Annotated in this window: 22 protein-coding genes; 13 read left to right on the forward strand and 9 right to left on the reverse strand. The window is 31.4% G+C overall.

Translation table 11 applies throughout. The features are described 5' to 3' along the window. Positions 1 to 49: 49 nt before the first annotated feature. Both ACVC2P_RS03055 and ACVC2P_RS03060 read left to right on the forward strand, forming a co-directional pair. Positions 50 to 403, forward strand: a complete 354-nt coding sequence (locus ACVC2P_RS03055) for an arsenate reductase family protein (RefSeq protein WP_452597014.1) — start codon at positions 50 to 52, stop codon at positions 401 to 403. Between the two features lie 43 nt (positions 404 to 446). Beyond that, a complete protein-coding gene (locus ACVC2P_RS03060) occupies positions 447 to 1349 on the forward strand; it encodes a DMT family transporter (RefSeq protein ID WP_452597015.1) in 903 nt (300 codons plus the stop codon). Here ACVC2P_RS03060 and ACVC2P_RS03065 read toward each other — a convergent pair. Continuing rightward, on the reverse strand, positions 1338 to 1817 hold the full coding sequence (locus ACVC2P_RS03065) for an acyl-CoA thioesterase (RefSeq protein WP_452597016.1): 480 nt from the start codon (positions 1815 to 1817) through the stop codon (positions 1338 to 1340). The genes ACVC2P_RS03060 and ACVC2P_RS03065 overlap by 12 nt on opposite strands. Before the next feature lie 109 nt (positions 1818 to 1926). Here ACVC2P_RS03065 and ACVC2P_RS03070 point away from each other — a divergent pair, with 109 nt between their 5' ends. The 3 genes from ACVC2P_RS03070 to nadD are packed head-to-tail and all read left to right on the forward strand — an operon-like array spanning position 1927 to position 3999. Further along, positions 1927 to 2784, forward strand: a complete 858-nt coding sequence (locus ACVC2P_RS03070) for a YicC/YloC family endoribonuclease (RefSeq protein WP_452597017.1) — start codon at positions 1927 to 1929, stop codon at positions 2782 to 2784. Positions 2785 to 2825: 41 nt separating this feature from the next. After that, positions 2826 to 3419 carry a guanylate kinase gene (gmk, locus tag ACVC2P_RS03075; RefSeq protein ID WP_452597018.1) on the forward strand — a complete coding sequence of 198 codons (594 nt, stop codon included), beginning with the start codon at positions 2826 to 2828 and terminating at the stop codon, positions 3417 to 3419. A 1-nt stretch (position 3420) separates the two neighbouring features. Further along, on the forward strand, positions 3421 to 3999 hold the full coding sequence (gene nadD / locus ACVC2P_RS03080) for a nicotinate (nicotinamide) nucleotide adenylyltransferase (RefSeq protein ID WP_452597019.1): 579 nt from the start codon (positions 3421 to 3423) through the stop codon (positions 3997 to 3999). 94 nt (positions 4000 to 4093) lie between these two features. Here nadD and ACVC2P_RS03085 read toward each other — a convergent pair whose 3' ends face one another. The 3 genes from ACVC2P_RS03085 to ACVC2P_RS03095 all read right to left on the reverse strand — a co-directional run bounded on the left by ACVC2P_RS03085 (position 4094) and on the right by ACVC2P_RS03095 (position 6399). Beyond that, positions 4094 to 4990, reverse strand: coding sequence for an alpha/beta hydrolase (locus tag ACVC2P_RS03085; RefSeq protein ID WP_452597020.1), 897 nt, complete (start codon positions 4988 to 4990; stop codon positions 4094 to 4096). A gap of 458 nt (positions 4991 to 5448) precedes the next feature. After that, a complete protein-coding gene (locus tag ACVC2P_RS03090; protein ID WP_452597021.1) occupies positions 5449 to 6042 on the reverse strand; it encodes an alpha-ketoglutarate-dependent dioxygenase AlkB family protein in 594 nt (197 codons plus the stop codon). Between the two features lie 3 nt (positions 6043 to 6045). After that, the gene (locus ACVC2P_RS03095; protein WP_452597022.1) at positions 6046 to 6399 is read right to left on the reverse strand and encodes a DoxX family protein; all 354 of its coding nucleotides are present in this window, start codon (positions 6397 to 6399) and stop codon (positions 6046 to 6048) included. 44 nt (positions 6400 to 6443) lie between these two features. Between ACVC2P_RS03095 and ACVC2P_RS03100 the strand changes: the two genes are divergently transcribed. Then, positions 6444 to 7109: a M15 family metallopeptidase gene (locus ACVC2P_RS03100; RefSeq protein ID WP_452597023.1), complete on the forward strand. Its 666-nt coding sequence runs from the start codon at positions 6444 to 6446 to the stop codon at positions 7107 to 7109. Between the two features lies 1 nt (position 7110). On the opposite strand, the gene ACVC2P_RS03105 is transcribed toward ACVC2P_RS03100, so the two are convergent. Both ACVC2P_RS03105 and ACVC2P_RS03110 read right to left on the reverse strand, forming a co-directional pair. Then, a complete protein-coding gene (locus tag ACVC2P_RS03105; protein ID WP_452597024.1) occupies positions 7111 to 8343 on the reverse strand; it encodes a M48 family metallopeptidase in 1233 nt (410 codons plus the stop codon). 3 nt (positions 8344 to 8346) lie between these two features. Then, entirely contained in the window at positions 8347 to 9147 is an 801-nt protein-coding gene (locus tag ACVC2P_RS03110) for a TrmH family RNA methyltransferase (protein WP_452597025.1), read from the reverse strand. 214 nt (positions 9148 to 9361) lie between these two features. On the opposite strand from ACVC2P_RS03110, the gene ACVC2P_RS03115 reads away from it, so the two are divergent. After that, positions 9362 to 12988, forward strand: coding sequence for a T9SS type A sorting domain-containing protein (locus ACVC2P_RS03115; protein WP_452597026.1), 3627 nt, complete (start codon positions 9362 to 9364; stop codon positions 12986 to 12988). 178 nt (positions 12989 to 13166) lie between these two features. Here the strand turns inward: ACVC2P_RS03115 and ACVC2P_RS03120 are convergent, their stop codons facing one another. Next, positions 13167 to 14114, reverse strand: coding sequence for a nicotinic acid mononucleotide adenyltransferase (locus ACVC2P_RS03120; protein ID WP_452597027.1), 948 nt, complete (start codon positions 14112 to 14114; stop codon positions 13167 to 13169). 135 nt (positions 14115 to 14249) lie between these two features. Between ACVC2P_RS03120 and ACVC2P_RS03125 the strand changes: the two genes are divergently transcribed. The 4 genes from ACVC2P_RS03125 to ACVC2P_RS03140 all read left to right on the forward strand — a co-directional run bounded on the left by ACVC2P_RS03125 (position 14250) and on the right by ACVC2P_RS03140 (position 19505). Continuing rightward, the gene (locus tag ACVC2P_RS03125; RefSeq protein ID WP_452597028.1) at positions 14250 to 15251 is read left to right on the forward strand and encodes an NAD(P)H-dependent glycerol-3-phosphate dehydrogenase; all 1002 of its coding nucleotides are present in this window, start codon (positions 14250 to 14252) and stop codon (positions 15249 to 15251) included. A gap of 169 nt (positions 15252 to 15420) precedes the next feature. Beyond that, positions 15421 to 15600: a hypothetical protein gene (locus ACVC2P_RS03130; RefSeq protein WP_452597029.1), complete on the forward strand. Its 180-nt coding sequence runs from the start codon at positions 15421 to 15423 to the stop codon at positions 15598 to 15600. A 109-nt stretch (positions 15601 to 15709) separates the two neighbouring features. Then, positions 15710 to 19117, forward strand: coding sequence for an isoleucine--tRNA ligase (ileS, locus tag ACVC2P_RS03135; RefSeq protein ID WP_452597030.1), 3408 nt, complete (start codon positions 15710 to 15712; stop codon positions 19115 to 19117). A gap of 4 nt (positions 19118 to 19121) precedes the next feature. Then, positions 19122 to 19505 carry a TraR/DksA family transcriptional regulator gene (locus ACVC2P_RS03140; RefSeq protein WP_452597031.1) on the forward strand — a complete coding sequence of 128 codons (384 nt, stop codon included), beginning with the start codon at positions 19122 to 19124 and terminating at the stop codon, positions 19503 to 19505. Between the two features lie 164 nt (positions 19506 to 19669). Here the strand turns inward: ACVC2P_RS03140 and ACVC2P_RS03145 are convergent, their stop codons facing one another. Beyond that, positions 19670 to 19945, reverse strand: coding sequence for a hypothetical protein (locus ACVC2P_RS03145; protein ID WP_452597032.1), 276 nt, complete (start codon positions 19943 to 19945; stop codon positions 19670 to 19672). A gap of 249 nt (positions 19946 to 20194) precedes the next feature. On the opposite strand from ACVC2P_RS03145, the gene ACVC2P_RS03150 reads away from it, so the two are divergent. After that, the gene (locus ACVC2P_RS03150; protein ID WP_452597033.1) at positions 20195 to 20818 is read left to right on the forward strand and encodes a hypothetical protein; all 624 of its coding nucleotides are present in this window, start codon (positions 20195 to 20197) and stop codon (positions 20816 to 20818) included. Positions 20819 to 20853: 35 nt separating this feature from the next. Continuing rightward, a complete protein-coding gene (locus tag ACVC2P_RS03155; protein ID WP_452597034.1) occupies positions 20854 to 21483 on the forward strand; it encodes a lipoprotein signal peptidase in 630 nt (209 codons plus the stop codon). A 24-nt stretch (positions 21484 to 21507) separates the two neighbouring features. On the opposite strand, the gene ACVC2P_RS03160 is transcribed toward ACVC2P_RS03155, so the two are convergent. Next, a complete protein-coding gene (locus tag ACVC2P_RS03160; RefSeq protein ID WP_452597035.1) occupies positions 21508 to 21921 on the reverse strand; it encodes a response regulator in 414 nt (137 codons plus the stop codon). Between the last annotated feature and the right edge of the window lie 2 nt (positions 21922 to 21923).

A 21923-nucleotide genomic window follows, 5' to 3' on the forward strand; every position in this document is an offset into this window, starting at 1 on the left:
TTTACTTTGCAGGCATAAATCAATAAAAAACCATTCTAACAAAAATAATATGAATAAAATATATTACTTAAAAACATGTAGTACCTGTATTAGAATATTAAAAGAATTAAATGTGCCTTCGCATTTTATTTTACAGGATATAAAAACTGAAGCAATCACAGAAGCTCAGTTAGAAGAAATGAAAGATTTAGCAGGAAGTTATGAGGCCTTATTTAGTAGGCGTGCAACACTTTATAAATCTATGGGTTTAAAAAATAAAGACTTAACAGAAAACGATTATAAGAATTACATTTTAGAACACTACACCTTTTTAAGCCGCCCTGTAATGATTATTGATGGCGTTATATTTGTTGGTAACTCTAAGAAAAATGTAGAAGCAGCAAAGCAAGCTTTATTAGCATAAAAAGTAAATATATTATAGTTTTTAAGGGTATAACGTCTATAGAATGAAACAAGCACAAGTTAGAATTTTTGCCTTATTGGCTGCTTTAGCAGTACAATTTTTGTACGGTTTAAATTATACGTTTGCAAAAGACGTTATGGCTGGTGGTTTTCTTGATGCGACAGCTTTTGTAATAATACGTATTGGTGGAGCAGCGCTTTTATTTTGGATATTTAGCTTTATAGGGCCCAAAGAAAAAATAGAAAAAAAAGACTATTTAAAATTCTTTTTTGCAGCACTCTTTGGAATAGCCATTAATATGCTTCTCTTTATAAAAGGATTGCAGTATACCTCTCCAATACATGCATCGGTAATTGTAACTATAACGCCAGTATTAGTGCTTATTATGTCGGCTATATATCTAAAAGAAAAAATAACTATTTTAAAAATTTCAGGTATTCTTTTAGCATTTGTAGGAGCTATTGTATTAACAGTTTATGGCAAATCGTCTTTTGAAGGTGATAATGTTGCTTTAGGGAATTCGTTAATATTAATAAATGTAACAGCCTATAGTATATATATTATTTTAATAAAAAAACTAACCTATAAATACCATCCGTTTACATTTATAAAATGGCTATTCCTATTTGGGTTAATTTTAGTCATCCCATTTGGTTATAGCGAATTAATAGCTACCGATTTTTCTAAATTTACACCTTATGCCTATTTTGCTGTAGCATTTGTAGTTGTTGGGGCAACATTTGGCACCTATATTTTAACTCCATTATCTTTAAAACATTTAAAGGCTTCAACCGTTAGTATTTTTATCTATATGCAACCAGTTATTGCTGGTCTTTTTGCTATTATAATGGGAAGTGGTAGTTTAACAAGTGTAAAACTTCTTGCTACTGCTTTAATTTTTTCTGGAGTTTATTTAGTCACTAAAAAACCAAAATTACAAGCTTAAATTTATGGGTTTTCTACCATGTAGCCTTGTGTCTTCTTTAGTTAATACTTTGTAGTCTTTAGCTTTTGGAAAAACTTTAGTTAACGCTAATAACTCTTCTGGCAAGGCAGATAGTTTTCTCGTTTTTAGGTCTATCCAAGCACCAAATATTTCGCAATACGCCAAATTTTCTCCTTTATGATTATAAAAGTTATGATCAAATTTAAAAAACATACCATCTTCACTTAAACCAGAAACTTCCAAACTTACAGTTATAGGTTGGCCATGAAACGCTTCTTTAAAGTAATGTACATGCTCATAAAAAACCACAGGACTTACACCAAACTTTACCATTTCTTGCATGGTAAAACCTTTTTCTACTAAAAAGGCCATTCTAGTGTGGCTCATAAAATTAATGTAAGCAGAGTTTGCTAGGTGTCTATTAGCATCAATATCACTCCAGCGTATTTCGAAATTTTTAGTGTACATAAAACTTTAAATTATAGAGTGCAAATTTAAAGTTTTTTATGGCATAAAATCTTAATCTTTTCTAAAGCATCTGTTTTCATTACCTTTGCTCAACTTTATAAAATAGTTTATGATACATTCAATGACAGGTTATGGTAAATCTGTAGTACAGTTACCAACAAAAAAAATAACAATAGAGCTAAAATCTCTTAATAGTAAAAACCTGGATTTAAATGCAAGAATGCCTTCCATTTACAGAGAAAAAGAATTGGCTCTAAGGAAAGTAATTGCAAAAGAATTGGTGAGAGGAAAAGTAGATTTTTCTATATATGTAGAAACAACTGCAGAAGATACCTCTACAAAAATTAACACACCAGTTGTTAAGCAGTATATGAAACAGTTAAAAGAAGTAACATCTGGAGAAGAGATAGAGCTTTTAAAAATGGCTGTTCGTTTTCCTGATGCTTTAAATACAGAGCGAGAGGAAATAGATGAAAATGAATGGCAAACCATAGAAACTGAAATAAAAGAAGCTATTAAAAGCATTAAAAGTTACAGGCTAGATGAAGGGAAGGTTTTGGAAGCAGATTTTAAAAAACGAGTAGCAATTATAGATGATTTACTTGAAAAAGTAATTGCAATGGATCCAGAGCGTGTAGAAGGTGTAAGAGAGCGACTTAGAAAAGGAGTAGAAGAATTACGAGAAAAGTATGATGAAAATCGTTTTGAGCAAGAGCTAGTCTATTATATTGAGAAATTTGATATTACAGAAGAAAAAGTACGATTAAAAAACCATTTAAATTACTTTATAGAAGCCTTAAATTCTAAAGACTCTAATGGAAAAAAATTAGGATTTATAGGACAAGAAATGGGAAGAGAAATAAATACTATTGGTTCTAAAAGTAATTATGCGCCAATGCAACAATTAGTTGTACAAATGAAAGATGAATTGGAGAAAATTAAAGAACAACTTTTAAATGTGCTTTAATAATTAAATTTCTAATAAAAAACTAAAATTAAGAGATCCCAGTGTTAGATAAGACAAATAAAAATAACGGAAAACTTATAGTATTCTCTGCACCATCGGGTTCAGGAAAAACAACATTAGTAAAGCATTTATTAAAGCAAGAAGAACTTAATTTAGCGTTTTCTATTTCTGCTGCTTCTCGAGAACCAAGAGGACAAGAAGTAGACGGTAAGGATTACTACTTTTTATCGTTTCAGGAATTTAAAAATAAAATTAAAGCCGACGAGTTTTTAGAGTGGGAGGAAGTATATAGAGATAATTTTTACGGCACATTAAAGAGCGAAGTAGAGCGACTTTGGGCATTAGGAAAACATGTTATTTTTGATATAGATGTTTCTGGAGGACTCCGTATTAAAGATAAATTCCCAGATAGAACCTTAGCTGTTTTTGTAAAACCGCCAGATTTAAACGAATTAATAAGACGATTAAAAAATAGAGGAGAGGAAACCGAAGAAAAAATTAGCATGCGTGTAGCAAAAGCTCCTGCCGAACTGGCTACTGCTAGATCGTTTGATGTTATTATTGTTAATGATAATTTAGAAAAAGCATTAAAAGAAGCAGAAACCATAGTTGGGGATTTTTTAAAAGAAAAATAAAATGAAGGTAGGACTCTATTTTGGCTCTTTTAATCCTATACATATAGGGCACATGGTAATTGCAAACCAAATGGTAGAAAATAGCGATTTAGACCAAGTATGGTTTGTGGTAACACCACATAATCCTTTTAAAAAGAAAAGTACACTATTAGATAATTTTCAACGTTTGGAAATGGTCTATTTGGCAACTAAAGACTATTTAAAATTAAAACCTAGCGATATAGAGTTTAAATTGCCGCAACCTAATTATACTATAAATACATTAACCTATTTAAAAGAGAAATACCCTAATCATGAGTTTTCATTAATTATGGGAGAGGATAATTTAAAAGGGTTTCATAAATGGAAGAATTACGAACTTATTTTAGAATATCATAATATTTATGTATATCCTAGAATATCTGAAGGTATTATAGAAACCAAGTTTAATGGCCATAAAAAAATACATAGAGTCGAAGCGCCTATTATGGAAATATCGTCTACCATGATACGTAAAGCAATAAAAGAAGGGAAAAATGTGAAGCCATTACTTCCCGAAAATGTATGGCAGTATCTTGATGACATGAATTTTTACAAATAAGTCAATTACAACATAATAAAAGAATGATGTGTTTCAGTGGTTACTTCCAATGATTTCGATAAACGAGAAATTGTAACGAGAAGCTTTAAATCGCTTAACTTTTTTCTACAAAGCTCACAATAGTTTCTAAAAGCTCTGGAGATAATTTTCTAAAAGCTTCGTTATACGATTTAGAGTTTTCTAAACTATCCCCTTCAATTGGAACTAAAATATGATTCATTTTTTCTATAATAGCTAAAGTAGATTGAGGTGCAGCATCATGTAAAAGCTTTGCTTCCTCTTCAGAAACCTGCAAATCTTTAGTGCCATTAATAATAAGAATAGGCATATCTAGTTTTTTTATCTCTTCTTTAGGATTGTAAGACATCCAATTCGCAATAAAAGGTTGTACATCTTTATTAAAAATAGAACCTAAGGCTTGCGGATAATCGTTTGTTGTTTTTCCTTTTTTTAAAATAGCAAAAACTCTTTTAGCATCCTCAGTAAACATAGGTGCAGTTTTGGTAACTTGCTCTATAATAACGTTGTCTATAGATTGCCCTGCGCCAGCAAGAGAGATAAAACCATCTGCTCTACCTTTAGCAGCTAATAAACCAACAAGACTACCTTGGCTGTGTCCTGCCACATATATGGCATTGTAACGTTTGGTTTTCTTAAAATATTCAATTACCGATACAGCATCAGTTACAAAGTCATCAAATAAAATAGACGAATCTACGTTACCACGTCGTATTTGTTTTACAATACGTTTATCGTATCTAAACGTTGCTATATTTTGGGCGCTAAGTCCTTCAGCTAATTTTTTTAAATTATTACTTTTTAAAAAATTTTGATTTCCATCTCTGTCTGTAGGGCCAGAGCCAGCAATAATAATAACCAGGTTTGGTTTCGTCGCATTATTAGGGGTTAATAATGTCCCATCTATTAATTTGTTAATAGCTACATCTTGACTAGAGTATGTTTTCTCTTGCGCGAAAAGTAATGTACTCATTACAATAAAAAGAAAAGACAATTTTAATTTCATTTAAAAAAAGTTTTATTAATGATAGTTATGCAAACAAAATGCCAATTATAATATACATAACGCAAATTTACATTTATTTATTGGATAGAAATTGAAAAAAACTCTTAACAAAACATGTATTTCATCGGCTATTTGTTAAAATCAACTGTTTTTTGTTAAAATTAAGTGCGTTTCATCGAATATTAACACGTTTTAACGGTTAGTAAGAATTATAATTTTATTTTTGGATTGTACTAAAATACATACTTTTTAGTTCAATGGATTAATTAATTAATATTTGCATCGCTATTTGTTGATATAGCAATACTAAATCTAACAATATACATATTTTGCAAATAACTGAAAGCTGAGGTTGAGGGACCTCAGCTTTTTAGGTTTTATACGTTTCTATTTCAGTAAATCTTATTTTTTGCACGTACTATAAATTATTTAATCACTCTAAACGTTAAGTTTATTCTCGGTTGTATTTCTCGTTTTGTTTTGGCTATTTGGTGCAACCAATGGTGCTGTGTTTCGCCTTGCATTAACAATAAGCTGCCATGCTCTAATAATAGTTTTTCGCGTAATGTTTTATCTGTTCTATGTTTTAAATGAAAATGACGCATTTCACCAAAAGTAACAGAAGCAATTACTGGGTTTTTACCTAATTCTTTTTCATTGTCTGCATGCCAACCGTTACTATCTTGACCATCTCTATATAAATTAGCTAAACATGTTGTAAAAGACGTATTGGTTTTAATTTTTAATTTATCCTTGATAGCTAATAAATGACTATTAAAACTATGAGGTTGCATAGTAATGTTAGAGTAGGAGTATGGCTTGTTGTTGTCTGCAAATAAAGCTGTTAATCTAGGTTGTTTGTATGTTTTTCCAAAAACAGTAATATCATCTTGTTGCCAAGGAATTACTTTTAAAAGTGTATTATAATAAAAATTAGCCTCTGCTATATTAAAGAAATTAGGAAAATAGCTAATGTCTGCATCAGGCAAATCTAATTTTATCTCTTCAGTTGGAAACATACATTATAAATATTGATAAGCCCAATACATTAAAACAAACTGTAAAGGAATGCGGAGTATTAAAATCCATTTTGGAATTCCTGCGGAAGCTTTCTTTCCAGATAACATATAAAAATGAACCACTAAAAATACAATTAGCATAAGGATTATTCCATAAATAGCAAATGTTTGTAATGTTGGGAAACATAACATTAGGCCTAATATAATTTCGGCAATACCACTTAAATAGACCATTAATTTGGGGTTAGGTATATATCTAGGCATAACACGTAAATACATTTTTGGCCTTATAAAATGCATAATACCTGCAAAAATATATAGCGAAACCATTACATAAAGATGCCAAGTAAATACCATAATTAAAATTTTATTTCTCTAAATTAGCACATAAACATAAAACTATGCGATTAAAATTAACCTTTTTACTAACTTTTATGGTAAGCTTCTGTTTTGCACAATTACCAGAAGGGTTTGTATATGTAAAAGATGTAGTCCCTAATATAGAAATAGAGTTACGTTACTGTACAGATTACAATTTTGTGGGAGAAGTTATAGATGGTTATAAAGAAAATAAAGCCATTTTAACCAAAGAAGCTGCTTTAGGTTTAAAAAAGGCACAAGCAGAATTAAATAAGCAAAATTTATCTCTTAAAATTTATGATTCGTATAGACCTCAACGCGCGGTAAACCATTTTGTGCGTTGGGCTAAGGATGTAAATGATACAATAATGAAAGCTGCTTTTTACCCTAAAGTAAAAAAGAAGAACTTATTTAAAGCAGGTTACATAGCCTCTAAATCTAGACATAGTAGTGGCAGTACTGTAGATATTACAATTGTAGATATGAAAACAGGAAAAGAGTTAGACATGGGATCGCCTTACGATTTTTTTGGAAGTGAATCCTGGATAAAAAACAGTAGCCTAAATAGAGAGCAACGAAAAAACAGGAGCCTATTACAAAAAGTAATGAAAAATTGTGGTTTTAGAAACTACCTGCAAGAATGGTGGCATTTTACCCTTCGTGGCGAGCCTTTTAAAAATCAATATTTTGATTTTGTTGTGGAGTAAATTATTTTTTCAAATTACGAATACGCTCCAACAGTGTAGGATGCGAATAATGCATAAATACATACGCAGGATGTGGCGTTAAATTACTTAAACTATTTTTAGTTAGTTTTTTTAAAGCGCCAATTAAAGGCTTTGCATTGTATGTGTTTTTAGCATAATCGTCTGCTTGATACTCAAATTTACGTGAAAGCAAGTTCATGAGTAACCCAGTTATTTCAGATAATGGGCTATATAAAATACCAAAAGAAATTAACCCAATATGAAAACTAGGAATACTAACACCCAAAGCCTCAGATAGTAATGGGTTACTAATAAAAATGGATAAAATATAAAGCGTTAAGCCTGTTATAATAATAGAAATAGATAAATTATAAATAATGTGTTTACGTTTGTAGTGCCCCACTTCGTGCGCTAACACAGCAACTATTTCTTCTTCCTCTAAATCGTTAATTAAAGTATCGTATAATGTTACACGTTTTTCACTGCCAAAACCCGAAAAATAAGCATTGGCTTTAGTGCTTCGCTTAGAGCCATCGATAACAAAAATGTTCTCTAAACTAAAACCTACCGTTTTTGCATAGTTAGAAATAGCAGTTCTTAAAGAGCCATCTTCCAAAGGCGTTTGCTTATTAAATAAAGGAACAATTAACTTGGAGTAAAATACATTCATGACTAATGTAAATATGGTAATTAATCCCCAAGCATATAACCAGAACGAATTACCAGTAGTTTGGTAAAACCAAGTTAATAACGCCAATATACTTCCGCCAACAATAATAGTCATTAACCAGCCTTTTATTTTATCTAAAACAAAAGTCTTTTTGGTGGTCTTGTTAAAACCAAAACGGGCTTCTATAACAAAGGTTTTATAATAAGAAAAAGGAGTCGTTAAAATATCACTACCAATCATGATAATACCAAAAAAGATCAAAGTTATTAATATGGTATTAGTAGAAAGTTGTCTTGCTAATTCATCTACAAAAGCAAAACCATCAAATAAAAAGAACGCTAGTGTTAATGCTAAAGAAAATGTAGAGGTTAAAATACTAAATCTATAATTTGTTTTTTTGTAAGCCTGAGATTTTTTGTATTCTACAGCATCATAAACATCACTTAGTTCCTCTGGAATTGCATCATTATAGTGTTTTGCGTTTAAAGCATCTAAAATGGTATCAATTAAAAAACTAATAATTAAAATAGCAATTAATATATAAAATAGCGTTTGTGATGTCATAATTTAGTTAAAGTTTCGTTGTCTTTTAGCTTCAAAAATAAGAATACCTGCAGCAACAGAAACATTCATAGAATCTATAGCGCCTTGCATAGGGATGATTATATTTTTTGTAGAATGATCTCGCCATTCTTGGCTTAGACCTGTAGCTTCAGTACCTACTACAATAGCCGTTGGTTTAGTGAAATCTTGAGTGTGGTATGCTACAGATTCTTGTAAAATAGCAGCATAAATATTAATATTATTATTCTTTAAAAAATGAATAATACTGTCTGTTGTACCTGTAGCTATTTGGTTGGTGAATATGCAACCAACACTTGAGCGTATAATGTTAGGATTATATAAATCTGTTTTTGGGTTAGCTATAATTACAGCATCTACTTTTGCAGCATCAGCAGTACGAAGTATAGCACCAATGTTGCCTGGTTTTTCAGGCGCTTCGGCAATTAAAATTAAAGGCGTATTAGTATTAAAACGTAAAGTTTCAATACTATTGGTTTTACTTTTTGCAATAGCTATAATACCTTCAGTAGTTTCTCTGTAAGCTATTTTTTGATAGACCTCTTTACTAATTTCTATGAGGTTAATGTCTTGGTTAATATTGCTTCTTACTGTGCTTTCAGAAATTAATTCAGGATAAAATAAAACAGTCTCAATAATATAATGTCCTTTTATTGCTAGGTCAATTTCGCGTACCCCTTCAATAATAAAAAGCTTATTTTTTTTCCGTTCACGAGATTTTTCTTTTAATAAAATAATCTGTTTTATTAAAGAGTTTTGTGTGCTGGATATTTGCTTGTTAACCATAGTATTTTTAGACAATTCTAGCTATTATACGCTAGAGCAAATTTAAGATAATTATACAGGTTATTTTAGATAATTATTTTAATTAATAAAAAACAGAAGGTAGGAGTTTTTTTAAACGAATTGTTTAAGTAGTAATTAATCGATATTGAATTTATCTTAATTTAAATAACTGCAGTGTTAAAGATAAATTTATTAAAACCCTTACTAAACTATCATGAAAAAAATACTACCATTATTATTTGTGTTATTGTTTTCTGTATCGGGATTTTCTCAAATAGATTTGGGACCAGATGCAGAAACATGTGCAAGTGAATATATTATTGAAACAGACACTTCAGGAACCAATTATATTTGGTTTTTTGAAGGTGTAGTAATCCCAGGAGAATCATTATCCTATCTAGTTGTAACCCAATCGGGAGAGTATAGTGTTACTACTACTATTGCTGGAACAGATTACAGCGATGCTATAAATATAATGTTTATAGCCCCTCCAGTAGCAAACACTCCAACAGATCTAGTTATTTGCGATGAGCAAGGTAGTGGTAACGTAACAGTAGATTTAGCAATTAAAGACACTGAGGTTTTGGCTAACTTGTCTTCGTCCAATACCTATGATGTATATTATTATTTAACAGAGCAAGACGCTATAGGGCAAACAAATCCTTTAGCTAGCCCGTTTACTACATTTGTAAATCCGCAAACTATATATGCAGTTGCCGTGTCTACAGTAAGCGACTGTATGTCTAACATAGTAAGTTTTGACATTATAGCAAATCCATCTCCAATAGTTTACCCAAACGACACTATAGTTTGCGATGAAACAGGTAGTGGTTTTGCGACATTTGATTTAACTATTTACGACACTCAATTCTCGCAAGGAAACATTAACTACGCCGTAACTTATTACGAAACAGAAGCAGATGCAAGTGCAGGAATAAATTCTATTGCTAGCTTATATACTAACACAACACCATATACTCAAATACTATATGTAAAAGTTGAAGATATCACTACAGGATGTAGTAGTCTTACAGAGTTGTACTTAAATGTACTAGGAGTACAAAGTGTTCCCCCAACACCGTTGGTTGTTATAGATACGGATAACGATGGTTTTGCAGCCTTTAATTTAGTTGATAAGGACAATGAAATAACAGGAGGGAGTACCTTTTTAGCAGTTACTTATCATGAAACTTTAAACGATGCATATAATAATGTTAATAGTTTAACATCACCATACAATAATATTGTAGCCAATACACAAACCGTATTTGCTAGAGTAGAAGATTTAACCCAAGGATGTTATGCAGTAGAAGAATTAATACTGCAAACAGAATATGCACCTTTTGCAATTAATGAGGCAACATTAGAACTTTGTAACGAAGGAATAGAAGGTATTGCAACATTCGATTTAACATCTGCAGAACCTACAATTTTAGATGGATTAAATGCATCAAATTATCAAGTAATATATTACGATAGCCAATCTAATGTTATTTCAAATCCTACGGCCTTTACAAATACGAGTAACCCACAAGAGATTGTAGTTGAAGTAACAGAAATAGCAACTAATGATGTTGTTACAACGACACTAACCTTAATTGTTAACGAGCATCCTTATGTAAGTTTCGATCAAGGGTTAATAATCTGTAATGGAGAAACCTTAGAATTAAATCCTAATGGGAATCCAAATTACGATTATATATGGAATACTAACGAAACAACACCTACAATATTAGTAACAACAGAAGGTTTCTATTCGGTAACAATAACAAATCCAGTTACAGGATGCGAAAGCACTGAGTTTGTAACTATTGGAGCAGGAAACTCGCCAGTAATTGAAACACCTCAAGATCTAGTATCGTGCGATACTTTAGGTGTGTTTGATTTAACAACAGTAATACCTCAGGTTTTAAACGGCATTGACCCTAACACAATTACATTAGAATTTTATGAAACACTACAAGATGCAGAGAATGATGTTAATTCAATAGCTAATGCTAATAGTTATACGGCGTATGTAAATCCGCAAACAATATATGTAAGAGTAAATGCTAATTCAAGTACATGCTACTCTATAGTAGATTTTAATTTAATTTCAGAGAGTTGCCCAACAACAATTACATGTGGAACACCAGAAAACATAACATTTTGTTATGAAGATAACGAGACACAACAATATACTTTTGTTAGTAGTAATGGAAGCCCTTTAAGAGTTGTTTTTAATTCGGGTATGGTAGAAAACAATTGGGATGAATTAATTGTTTTAGATTCCGATGGCGTAACTAATTTAAATGCAGCGAGCCCGTATGGAAATGAAGGAGACCTTACTAATTTAACATTCGAATCTACAGGAGATACAATTACAGTTTATGTACAATCAGATTTTATAATAGTTGGTTGTACCGATGAAAACCCTATTAATTTTGATGTCTTCTGTTCTACTGATAACTTTGGAATTATAGAAGTTAATGCCTTTATAGATGAAAATAACGATGGTATTTTTAATGGAGTAGACACACCATTTACAAATGGCTTTTTTACTTACGAAAAAAATAATGATACTAACATAACAACGGTAAATGCGGCATCTGGAGGGTTTAATATTTATAGTTATGATGATGCTAATACCTACGATATTACATTAAGTACAAACGAAGGTTACGAAAGTTGCTATACAATAACTACATCGCTTTTTGAAAATGTTAACGTAACCTCAGGCAATACAATAGCTATAGACTTCCCTGTAACAGAGCAATCGCAATGCGAAGACTTATCTGTATCTTTATTTCCATCTGCACCACCACGACCAGGTTTCGATTATTATAATTATCTAATTATAGAAAATACAGGATATTCTACAATAAATTCTGGAACAGTTACTTTTATAAACGACCCATTAGTAAATTATTTAGGAGTAAGTTATGTTTCGCCAGAGGTAACGGTAACCTCTAATGCTAATGGATTTACATTCAATTTTGTAAACTTATTACCAGGAGAAACAAGAGGTGCGTGGATAGAAATGAATGTGCCTGCATCTGTAAATCTAGGAGAATATGTTACAAATACTGCTACATATACAACAGCAGCAAATGACATTGTTGTAGATAATAACACATCAGTACTAAGTCAAGAAGTCGTTGGCTCTTACGACCCTAATGATATAACAGAATCGCATGGCCCAGAAATAGTATATGAAGATTTTATAACCACAAACGAATACTTGTATTACACTGTAAGGTTTCAAAATGTAGGAACAGCAGAAGCAATTAATGTAAGAATAGAGAATACCATAAACCCTTTACTAGATGTTAGTACACTAGAAGTTTTACATACTAGCCATGATGCTGTTTTAAAAGCGGTAGATAATCAATTAACATGGTTTTTTGATGCTATTAATTTACCAGCAGAGTCTCAAGATGCAGATGGAAGCAATGGATATGTATATTATAAAATAAAGCCAACAGCTGGATATAATATTGGTACAATTATACCAAATACAGCAGAGATTTATTTCGATTTTAACGCAGCAGTAATAACTAATACGTTTAACACAGAGTTTGTAGAGCCAGCTTTATCTGTAGAGGAATTTAGCCTAGATAATACATTTACAGTACATCCTAATCCAGCTAATACTATAGTTAATATTACTCTAGGAGCTATGTTAAATGAGGATGCAAAAATTATTGTTTACGATATTCAAGGAAAACGATTAATAAATAAGACTTTAAGTAGAAACACTTTGAAAACGCAATTAAATATTGAAAACCTACAAAGTGGAATGTACTTTATAAACTTAAAAACGAATACAAAAGAAACTATTAAGAGGTTAGTAGTTGAATAATTAATGCCATAATTATTTTTAAAAGCTTCAGTATTGCCGTGCTGAAGCTTTTTTTATTTGCGTAATAAAAAAAACACCGCTTAAAAGACATTGCTTTTAAACGGTGTTTTTACTAACTAACCAACCAAATTTTTAATGAAATTTTTCTAACTCGCAGAATTTTTCATTTCACACTATTTTATTTAACACGTGTGTTTTCACGTTTATTCTCTTTTTTAGCACTTCTTTGCTTACGTTTTTTTAGTGCAGACGGTTTAGATTTATCTACAGTCGTTCCAGTTTTTAAGTATTGTATATAACCTCTACCTCTAAACTCGTATACTGTTCCAGATGACGGGTGTAACAACTCTATCGTTTCATCATTAATAACGCTTAACTCAAAGAATTCATTGTCGAAGAAATCATAATCTAATGTTAAAGTTTTTAAATACATATTACCTGGTACATCACTAACACCATAAATCCCTGTGTAATCCCAAAATAAGTTATCTGGATTAGTTCCTACAGGATCTTGAGAACTTCTAAACGTAGAATCGTTTCCTCCAGATAAAAACTGTAAAAAGTTTTCATTATCAAATTCATTTAAAGCGCCGTAATCACTAGTATATGTTTTTTCCCAAGCTTCATATTCTTGCATGAAGTAATGAATGTTATCGTAAAATACATAATCGTAATCGAAATTAGAACGTTGGTAACCATTTAAAAAATAAGACGTATCGTTATTTGGGTTATATAATTCAATAGTATTGCTATCTACTTGATAGACATCAAAAGTTTCAAAACCATCAATGTCATGATTAATATCTAAAATCATGTTATAAGCATTATAGTTTCCAACAGGAATACCATATCCATTACCTTGACTGCCAATACCAACTAAATTATTATTAGCATATAAAACACCGTTTTTAAAAGAGATCGTAAAAGCAATCTGTAAAAAAGGAGTTTCTCCATAACCAACAGTCTCATTAATATCTACGTACCATAACTCATGAGTGTTTAAAAGCTGATTTAAACTAATACTAGGAGCAGGAACAATTGGGTCTTCTACAATAACTTCTGTATAACAAGAAGTAAATAAAGTAGCCACTAAGGCAAATACCGAGAGTAATTTTATCGTTTTCATATTCGTTTCGTTTTAAGGATTGATAATAGTAGTATTTCAAAACGCATGCCAAAAATTAAAACAGTTAACGTTTAACTGTATATAGAAGACTAATATTTTGTGTACTTTTGAAACTCTATTTATAGATAATACCTTATGAGTAAAGCATTAAAATATGCCGTTTTTGGTTCAGGAAGTTGGGCAACAGCCATAGTGAAGATGTTATGTGAAAATGAAACAAAGGTTGGGTGGTACATGCGTAGCGTGTATACCAAAGAGCATTTACTAAAAGAACAACACAATCCTAGTTATTTAAGTTCTGTAGAATTTCATTTAGAGCAATTAGAGCTAAGTAATGATATAAATGAAATGGCTAGTAAAGCCGAAGTACTTATTTTTGTAATACCATCAGCCTTTATTTATTCCGAATTACAAAAACTAACAGTAGATATTACTAATAAAGTGGTGGTGTCTGCGGTAAAAGGAATCTTGCCAGAAACAGGATTGCTGCTAGGAGAACATTTTCATGATTATTATAATATTCCTTTCGAAAATATAGGAGTTATTGCTGGGCCCTGTCATGCAGAAGAAGTTGCGCTAGAACGATTGTCTTACCTTACCATATCTTGTGCAGACCCAACAAAAGCAGAAAGTATTGCCAATGCCTTATCTAGTAGTTATATAAAAACTAAAATTAGCGATGATATCATTGGTACAGAATACGCGGTAATGCTTAAAAACATTTATGCTATTGCAGCAGGAATAGCACATGGATTAGGGTATGGAGATAATTTCCAGAGTGTGCTTATGAGTAATGCTATTCGCGAAATGAAACGTTTTATTAAAAAAGTACATAAAATGAAACGTAATATTAATAATTCGGCCTACTTAGGCGATTTATTAGTAACAGGCTATTCTGTGTTTTCTAGAAACAGAATGTTTGGTAACATGATAGGTAAGGGCTACACCGTAAAATCTGCACAAATGGAAATGAATATGGTAGCAGAAGGTTACTATGCGACTAAAAGTGCGTTTTTAATTAATCAGAAAAACACTAAAAAAACGCAAATGCCTATTATAAAAGCTGTGTATAGCATTTTGTATGAAGGTAAAGATGCCAAAAAAGTGTTTGCGAAATTGACGGATAAATTGGATTAATTATTTCTTTTCTGTTGTTAACAAAAAATATGAGTTGTTAACACTGGTAATGTTTACATTGTGTTAAGATTGAGTTTGGTAATAGTCTTATTAATAGTTGTTTAATTCATAATATTGTATTGTTGGTTGAAAAGTAATTATTTCAATTTACATAAATACAGTAATTAAGATGAAAGAAATAATACCAGTTTTATGCCTCACGTTTTTAGCTTTAATAATAATTTATTGGATAATGCCAACTAAAAAAATGAAAGCAGTAAATGAAGCTATAAAATCGTTATTACAAGTTTTACCTATTACGAAAATTATTGAAGGGATAACAAAAACTACAATATCTAAAGGTAAATAGTTTATTAATACTAATTATCCAGTTTATAAACTCACCATTTCCCCTCAATAACACGCACTTTTTTCGCAAAATTCCTTAATTTCGCATTTCTTATAATAAATCAGAAAAAATGAGTGCAGGATTCCCTGAATATAAAGGACTTAACTTACCAAACGTAGCAAGTGAAATACTAGAGTATTGGAAGGACAATAATATCTTTGAAAAGAGTGTAACCACTAGAGAAGGCGCGGCACCTTACGTATTTTTCGAAGGACCTCCATCTGCAAACGGATTACCAGGAGTACACCACGTTTTAGCACGAGCTATTAAAGATATTTTTCCACGTTACAAAACCATGAAAGGGTTTCAAGTAAAGCGTAAAGCAGGTTGGGATACACATGGTTTGCCAATAGAACTTGGGGTAGAGAAGGAATTAGGGATTACAAAAGAAGACATAGGGAAAACCATTTCTGTAGAAGATTATAACGCAGCATGCCGTAAAGCAGTAATGCGTTACACAGATATCTGGAATAACTTAACCCAAAAAATGGGATACTGGGTAGATATGGATGATCCATATATTACCTACGAGCCAAAATACATGGAAAGTGTATGGTGGCTATTAAAAGAGATTTACACTAAGAAATTAATGTATAAAGGCTACACTATACAGCCGTATTCACCAAAAGCAGGAACAGGATTAAGTTCTCACGAAGTTAACCAACCTGGCGCGTACCAAGATGTAACAGACACCACAATAGTTGCTCAATTTAAAGCTATAGAGAGTACATTACCAGACTTTTTACAAAACGAAGGCGATATTCATTTCCTAGCTTGGACTACGACACCTTGGACCTTGCCAAGTAACACAGCATTAACCGTTGGACCTAAAATTGACTATGTTTTAGTTGAAACCTATAACCAATACACATTTAAACCAATGAATGTGATTTTGGCAAAACCATTAGTTGGAAAACAATTTGGAGGGAAAAACAATGTGCAAGTTGAAGAAAAATCAGCACTTTTAGAATACAAAAGTGGCGATAAAAAAATACCATTTTATGTTGTAAAAGAGTTTAAAGGAAAAGATTTAGTTGGTATAAAGTACGAGCAATTATTACCGTATGCATTACCAAACGATAATCCAGAACATGCCTTTAGAGTTATTTCTGGAGATTTTGTAACAACGGAAGATGGAACAGGAATAGTACACACAGCACCAACATTTGGAGCAGATGATGCTTTGGTAGCTAAACAGGCATCACCAGAAGTCCCACCACTATTAGTAAAAGACGAGAATGACAATTTAGTACCACTGGTAGATTTACAAGGTCGTTTTAGACCAGAAATGAAAGAGTTTGGTGGTAAGTACGTTAAAAACGAATATTATAAGGATGGCGAAGCACCAGAACGTTCAATAGACGTAGAGCTTGCCATTAAGTTAAAAGAAGAAAACAAAGCCTTTAAGGTTGAAAAATATAAGCACAACTATCCGCATTGTTGGCGTACAGATAAACCAATACTATACTACCCATTAGACTCATGGTTTATAAAAATTACAGATGTAAAAGGACGCATGCACGAGCTAAATACAACCATTAACTGGAAGCCAGAATCTACAGGAACTGGACGTTTTGGTAATTGGTTAGCTAATGCAAACGATTGGAATTTATCGCGTTCGCGTTATTGGGGAATTCCGTTGCCAATATGGAGGACAGAAGATGGCAAAGAAGAAATCTGTATAGGTTCTGTAGAAGAATTAAAAGCAGAAATGGCAAAGGCGGTTAAAGCAGGTGTGTTAAAAGAAGATATTTTTGCAGATTTTGAAGTTGGGAATAACTCCGAAGAAAACTATGCAAAGTTAGATTTACATAAAAATATAGTAGACCAAATAACATTAGTATCACCATCTGGACAACCAATGCGCAGAGAGAGCGATTTAATAGATGTTTGGTTCGATTCTGGATCTATGCCTTATGCACAGTGGCACTACCCATTTGAAAATAAAGAGTTAATAGATGAGAATAAATCGTTTCCAGCAGATTTTATAGCAGAAGGAGTAGATCAAACCAGAGGGTGGTTCTATACATTACATGCTATAGGAACTATGGTTTTCGATTCTGTAGCCTATAAAAATGTAGTCTCTAACGGATTAGTTCTAGATAAAAACGGGCAAAAAATGTCTAAGCGCTTAGGTAACGCAACAGATCCTTTTGAAACCTTAGATACTTACGGAGCAGATGCTACACGTTGGTACATGATTGCTAATGCAAACCCGTGGGACAACTTAAAGTTCGATATCGATGGCATAGAAGAAGTAAAACGTAAGTTCTTTGGAACATTATATAATACCTATTCATTTTTTCAACTATACACTAACTTAGATAAGTTTACTTATGCAGAAGCAGATATAGCTATTGCAGATAGACCAGAAATAGACCGTTGGATACTGTCTGAATTAAATACCTTAATTCAAAAAGTAGACGAGTATTATGCAGAATACGAGCCAACAAAAGCGGCCCGAGCAATTTCTAACTTTACACAAGACTATTTAAGTAACTGGTATGTGCGTTTAAGTAGAAGACGTTTCTGGAAAGGCGATTACCAACAAGATAAAATATCGGCATACCAAACATTATACACATGTATGGTAACCATAGCAAAACTTGGAGCACCAATTGCACCATTTTTTATGGATAAACTTTACCTAGACTTAACGAAAACGACACAAACAGAACAGTTTGAAAGTGTACATTTGGCGGAGTTCCCAAAAGTGGATGAAACCCTTATAGATAAGTCTTTAGAAAGAAAAATGGAAAGTGCGCAAACAATATCATCATTAGTTTTATCGTTAAGAGCTAAAGAAAAGATAAAAGTACGCCAGCCATTGCAAAAAATTATGATACCTGTTGATAATGCCCAACAGAAAGAAGAAATTTTAGCAGTTTCCGATTTAATAAAGCATGAGGTTAATGTAAAGGAAGTGGAGCTTTTAGATGATGCTTCAGATATTTTAGTAAAGCAAATAAAACCTAATTTTAAAGCACTAGGCCCTCGTTTTGGTAAAGACATGAAAGCAATTGCTTCTGAAATTCAGAAGCTTACATCTGAAGATATAAAAATAATTGAACAAAAAGGAACACTAGATGTCGAGTGTAACGGAAAAAATATTATTTTAGAACTCAATGATGTTGAAATAACATCGCAGGACATTGAAGGATGGCTTGTAGCAAATGAAGGAACGTTAACAGTTGCGTTAGATGTTACAATTTCTGAAAATTTACGAGAAGAAGGTATTGCACGTGAGCTCGTAAACCGTATTCAAAATTTACGTAAAGATTCAGGATTTGAAGTAACAGATAAAATTAATGTACAGTTAATGAAGGAGAGTCAAATTGTACAAGCAGTTCAAAATAATTTAGAGTATATCAAGACAGAAACATTAACGGAGAATCTTGAAATTATGGACCAAATAGATAACGGTATAGATATTGCATTCGATGCAATAGAAACAAAGTTATTTATTCAAAAACATTAAGATTATGGCAATAGAAAATAAAGTAAGATACTCAGATGAGAAATTGGCAGAATTCAAAGCGCTTATATTAGATAAAATAGAAAAGGCACAACACGATTTAGAACTAATTAAAAGTGCGTATATGAATGACCATAATAATGGTACAGATGATACGTCACCTACGTTTAAGGCTTTTGATGAGGGAAGTGCTGTAATGAGTAAAGAGTCTAACTCTCAATTAGCTATAAGACAAGAAAAATTTATTAGGGATTTAAAAAATGCTATTATTAGAATAGAAAATAAAACCTATGGTATTTGCCGTGTTACAGGAAAACTAATTAATGCTAAACGCCTAGAGTTAGTACCACATGCTACCTTAAGCATTGAAGCTAAAAATATGCAGAAATAAAGTTTTTAAACGAGAACTTTTATAATAAATAAAGGCTGTTTAAAAAGTGAAATTTTCGTTAAACCGAATCAGGTTTGGTTTCCCTGTAACAATTTAAAATAAGTTTAATGGGATTCTAAAAACACATTTGGAAAGATGATTATTATGCTTTTTAAACAGTTTTTTTATATCTGCATACTAATAAAACGAGCAGTAGGTGCTCCCGCTGGATTGTTATGCGGTGTTTTAATAGTGAGTTTAAAAGGACCATTACCCTGAATAGGTGTTGGAGCATTTAAATTAAGATTCGGAAATACGCCATTAAAAGAAATAATAACAGGGTTAAAAGTACCTACTTGATGATTTGGACTCGTGCCCATACCATCTACATTTACATTTTGATTATCGAAACTAACTACTATAGGAAGGTTAGTTCTGTTTATAATACTAAATTGTGGCATAATTAAAATTTTAATAATATCTACTCTATTAGGCTTTTCGATTTCCGCCGTATCATTAATTATTATAATGCCAAATTATAGTTTATTTGGGGTTATTAAAAGAGTAGAAACACGTGTTTTTGGAATTTAATTAAAGGGGTGCTGTGTTTAGAGATTAGCTGTTAAATGCATAACAGGCATTTAATATATTTGTGTTGTATTATAAAATAGTAGTATAGTTTTTGTAAGTAGAGTAATGTGAATTATTTAATGAAATATTTAGCGTATAGTATCATCCTATTGTTTTCAATTAACATGAAAGCTCAAAAAGTAATTGAGAGCACTATAGATGCTAAAAATATAACGACAGTTGTTATTGAAGGCGATGATATGTTTAATATAAAATTAACATCGGGACCCGTTGCAACAATTACACTAAAAACAAAAAGTGAAGGAGAATATAGTGAGGATATTGTTGTTTTGTCAACTATAAAACAAGATTCCTTGGTGATTTCTAGTGCTTATCAGCCCTTATACGTAAACCATAACGATAAGTTAAGCGCTCATAAAGTAATATCTATAGAACTAGAATTAATAGTGCCAGAATATCTAAACATTTACGGTAAAAGCAACATCGCTTCTGCTGAGGTTTTTGGAGTCTATAATACTTTAATTTTAGAATTGTATCAAGGAAACTGTGCGTTAAAATCCTTTACAGGTAATGCTATTATAAATACTATTGAGGGACAAATTAAGCTTAATACTAATTATGCTAGAGTAGAGGCATATACTAAAACTGGGACCATAATTAGAGAAGAAATAGCCTCGGGAAATAATGAAATAAAATTAAATTCTGTTAATGGAAATATAAGTATTACGAATACTAAAAAATAAACTTATATTTTAGCATAGATTATTTTAAAGAATATATGTCATTAAAAAAAGCCTCAATATTTATCATTCTATTATTACTTATAGATCAAGTAAGTAAAATTTACATTAAACTGCATTTTCAATTAGGAGAAGACGTTACTGTTTTTAATTGGTTTAAAATTTATTTTATTGAAAATGATGGGATGGCTTGGGGAACAAAACTAAGTGATATTATCCCTTTTATAAGTGACCGAGCAGCTAAGTTAAGCTTAACCGTTTTTAGAATTTTTGCTATTATGGGAATAGGCTATTGGCTTTATAGTACTATTAAAAAACAAAAATCTAAAGTGTTAATAATAGCTTTGATTTTTATTTTTGCTGGCGCTCTTGGTAATATTATAGATTCTGTTTTTTATGGTGTTATATTTAATGATAGTCATGCTCAGATTGCTACATTTTTACCAGAAAAAGGTTATGACACTTTACTGCATGGTAAAGTCGTAGATATGTTGTACATGCCAATATGGGAAGGTGATTTACCAGATTGGTTACCAGTATATGGAGGTAGGCGCTTTAATTTTTTTGAACCAGTATTTAATATTGCAGACGTTGCAATAAGCATAGGGTTTGGGATATTAATCTTTTTTAATAAAAAAGCATTTCCAAAGATGACAGAAAAAGCCTAGTTGTATTAAGGTATTAAATCAATTCTAAGCACTTTTTTTAAAAAGATCTTCAAAATCGTTTATGTTAATGGGTTTAATTAAATAATCGGTTACACTGGTTAAAGACTTTGCTCTATTAATATCTATTGGGTTTATAGATGAGCTTACAATATATAAAGTTACAGTTTTATTAAAGCGCGGTTTTATTTGTGTAAAATGCTCTAGAAACTCCCATCCATCCATAATAGGCATATTAATATCTAGGAAAATAATATCTGGAATTTTATTTGTGGTTAAATTTTGTAATAAGGTTTTAAAGTAATCTATGCTTTCTTTTCCATCATTAAATACGAGTAGGTTTTTACATAATTTTCTGGTTTCTATAATACGCTTTACAAGATTAACATAAATACTATCATCATCAATAATACATGCTAGTTCTACTGGTGTGTACGCCATAA

This window comes from Pontimicrobium sp. MEBiC01747, assembly GCF_053601635.1.

Coding starts and splice junctions, on each gene's coding strand:
- ACVC2P_RS03095 (WP_452597022.1), bottom strand. CDS start 6,399: ATGGTATTTACTTGGCATCTTTATGTAATGGTTTCGCTATATATTTTT.
- ileS (WP_452597030.1), top strand. CDS start 15,710: ATGAGTGCAGGATTCCCTGAATATAAAGGACTTAACTTACCAAACGTA.
- ACVC2P_RS03125 (WP_452597028.1), top strand. CDS start 14,250: ATGAGTAAAGCATTAAAATATGCCGTTTTTGGTTCAGGAAGTTGGGCA.
- ACVC2P_RS03105 (WP_452597024.1), bottom strand. CDS start 8,343: ATGACATCACAAACGCTATTTTATATATTAATTGCTATTTTAATTATT.
- ACVC2P_RS03155 (WP_452597034.1), top strand. CDS start 20,854: ATGTCATTAAAAAAAGCCTCAATATTTATCATTCTATTATTACTTATA.
- ACVC2P_RS03160 (WP_452597035.1), bottom strand. CDS start 21,921: ATGGCGTACACACCAGTAGAACTAGCATGTATTATTGATGATGATAGT.
- ACVC2P_RS03140 (WP_452597031.1), top strand. CDS start 19,122: ATGGCAATAGAAAATAAAGTAAGATACTCAGATGAGAAATTGGCAGAA.
- ACVC2P_RS03150 (WP_452597033.1), top strand. CDS start 20,195: ATGAAATATTTAGCGTATAGTATCATCCTATTGTTTTCAATTAACATG.
- ACVC2P_RS03070 (WP_452597017.1), top strand. CDS start 1,927: ATGATACATTCAATGACAGGTTATGGTAAATCTGTAGTACAGTTACCA.
- ACVC2P_RS03145 (WP_452597032.1), bottom strand. CDS start 19,945: ATGCCACAATTTAGTATTATAAACAGAACTAACCTTCCTATAGTAGTT.
- ACVC2P_RS03060 (WP_452597015.1), top strand. CDS start 447: ATGAAACAAGCACAAGTTAGAATTTTTGCCTTATTGGCTGCTTTAGCA.
- ACVC2P_RS03090 (WP_452597021.1), bottom strand. CDS start 6,042: ATGTTTCCAACTGAAGAGATAAAATTAGATTTGCCTGATGCAGACATT.
- ACVC2P_RS03100 (WP_452597023.1), top strand. CDS start 6,444: ATGCGATTAAAATTAACCTTTTTACTAACTTTTATGGTAAGCTTCTGT.
- ACVC2P_RS03110 (WP_452597025.1), bottom strand. CDS start 9,147: ATGGTTAACAAGCAAATATCCAGCACACAAAACTCTTTAATAAAACAG.
- ACVC2P_RS03130 (WP_452597029.1), top strand. CDS start 15,421: ATGAAAGAAATAATACCAGTTTTATGCCTCACGTTTTTAGCTTTAATA.
- ACVC2P_RS03085 (WP_452597020.1), bottom strand. CDS start 4,990: ATGAGTACATTACTTTTCGCGCAAGAGAAAACATACTCTAGTCAAGAT.
- ACVC2P_RS03120 (WP_452597027.1), bottom strand. CDS start 14,114: ATGAAAACGATAAAATTACTCTCGGTATTTGCCTTAGTGGCTACTTTA.
- nadD (WP_452597019.1), top strand. CDS start 3,421: ATGAAGGTAGGACTCTATTTTGGCTCTTTTAATCCTATACATATAGGG.
- ACVC2P_RS03055 (WP_452597014.1), top strand. CDS start 50: ATGAATAAAATATATTACTTAAAAACATGTAGTACCTGTATTAGAATA.
- ACVC2P_RS03065 (WP_452597016.1), bottom strand. CDS start 1,817: ATGTACACTAAAAATTTCGAAATACGCTGGAGTGATATTGATGCTAAT.
- ACVC2P_RS03115 (WP_452597026.1), top strand. CDS start 9,362: ATGAAAAAAATACTACCATTATTATTTGTGTTATTGTTTTCTGTATCG.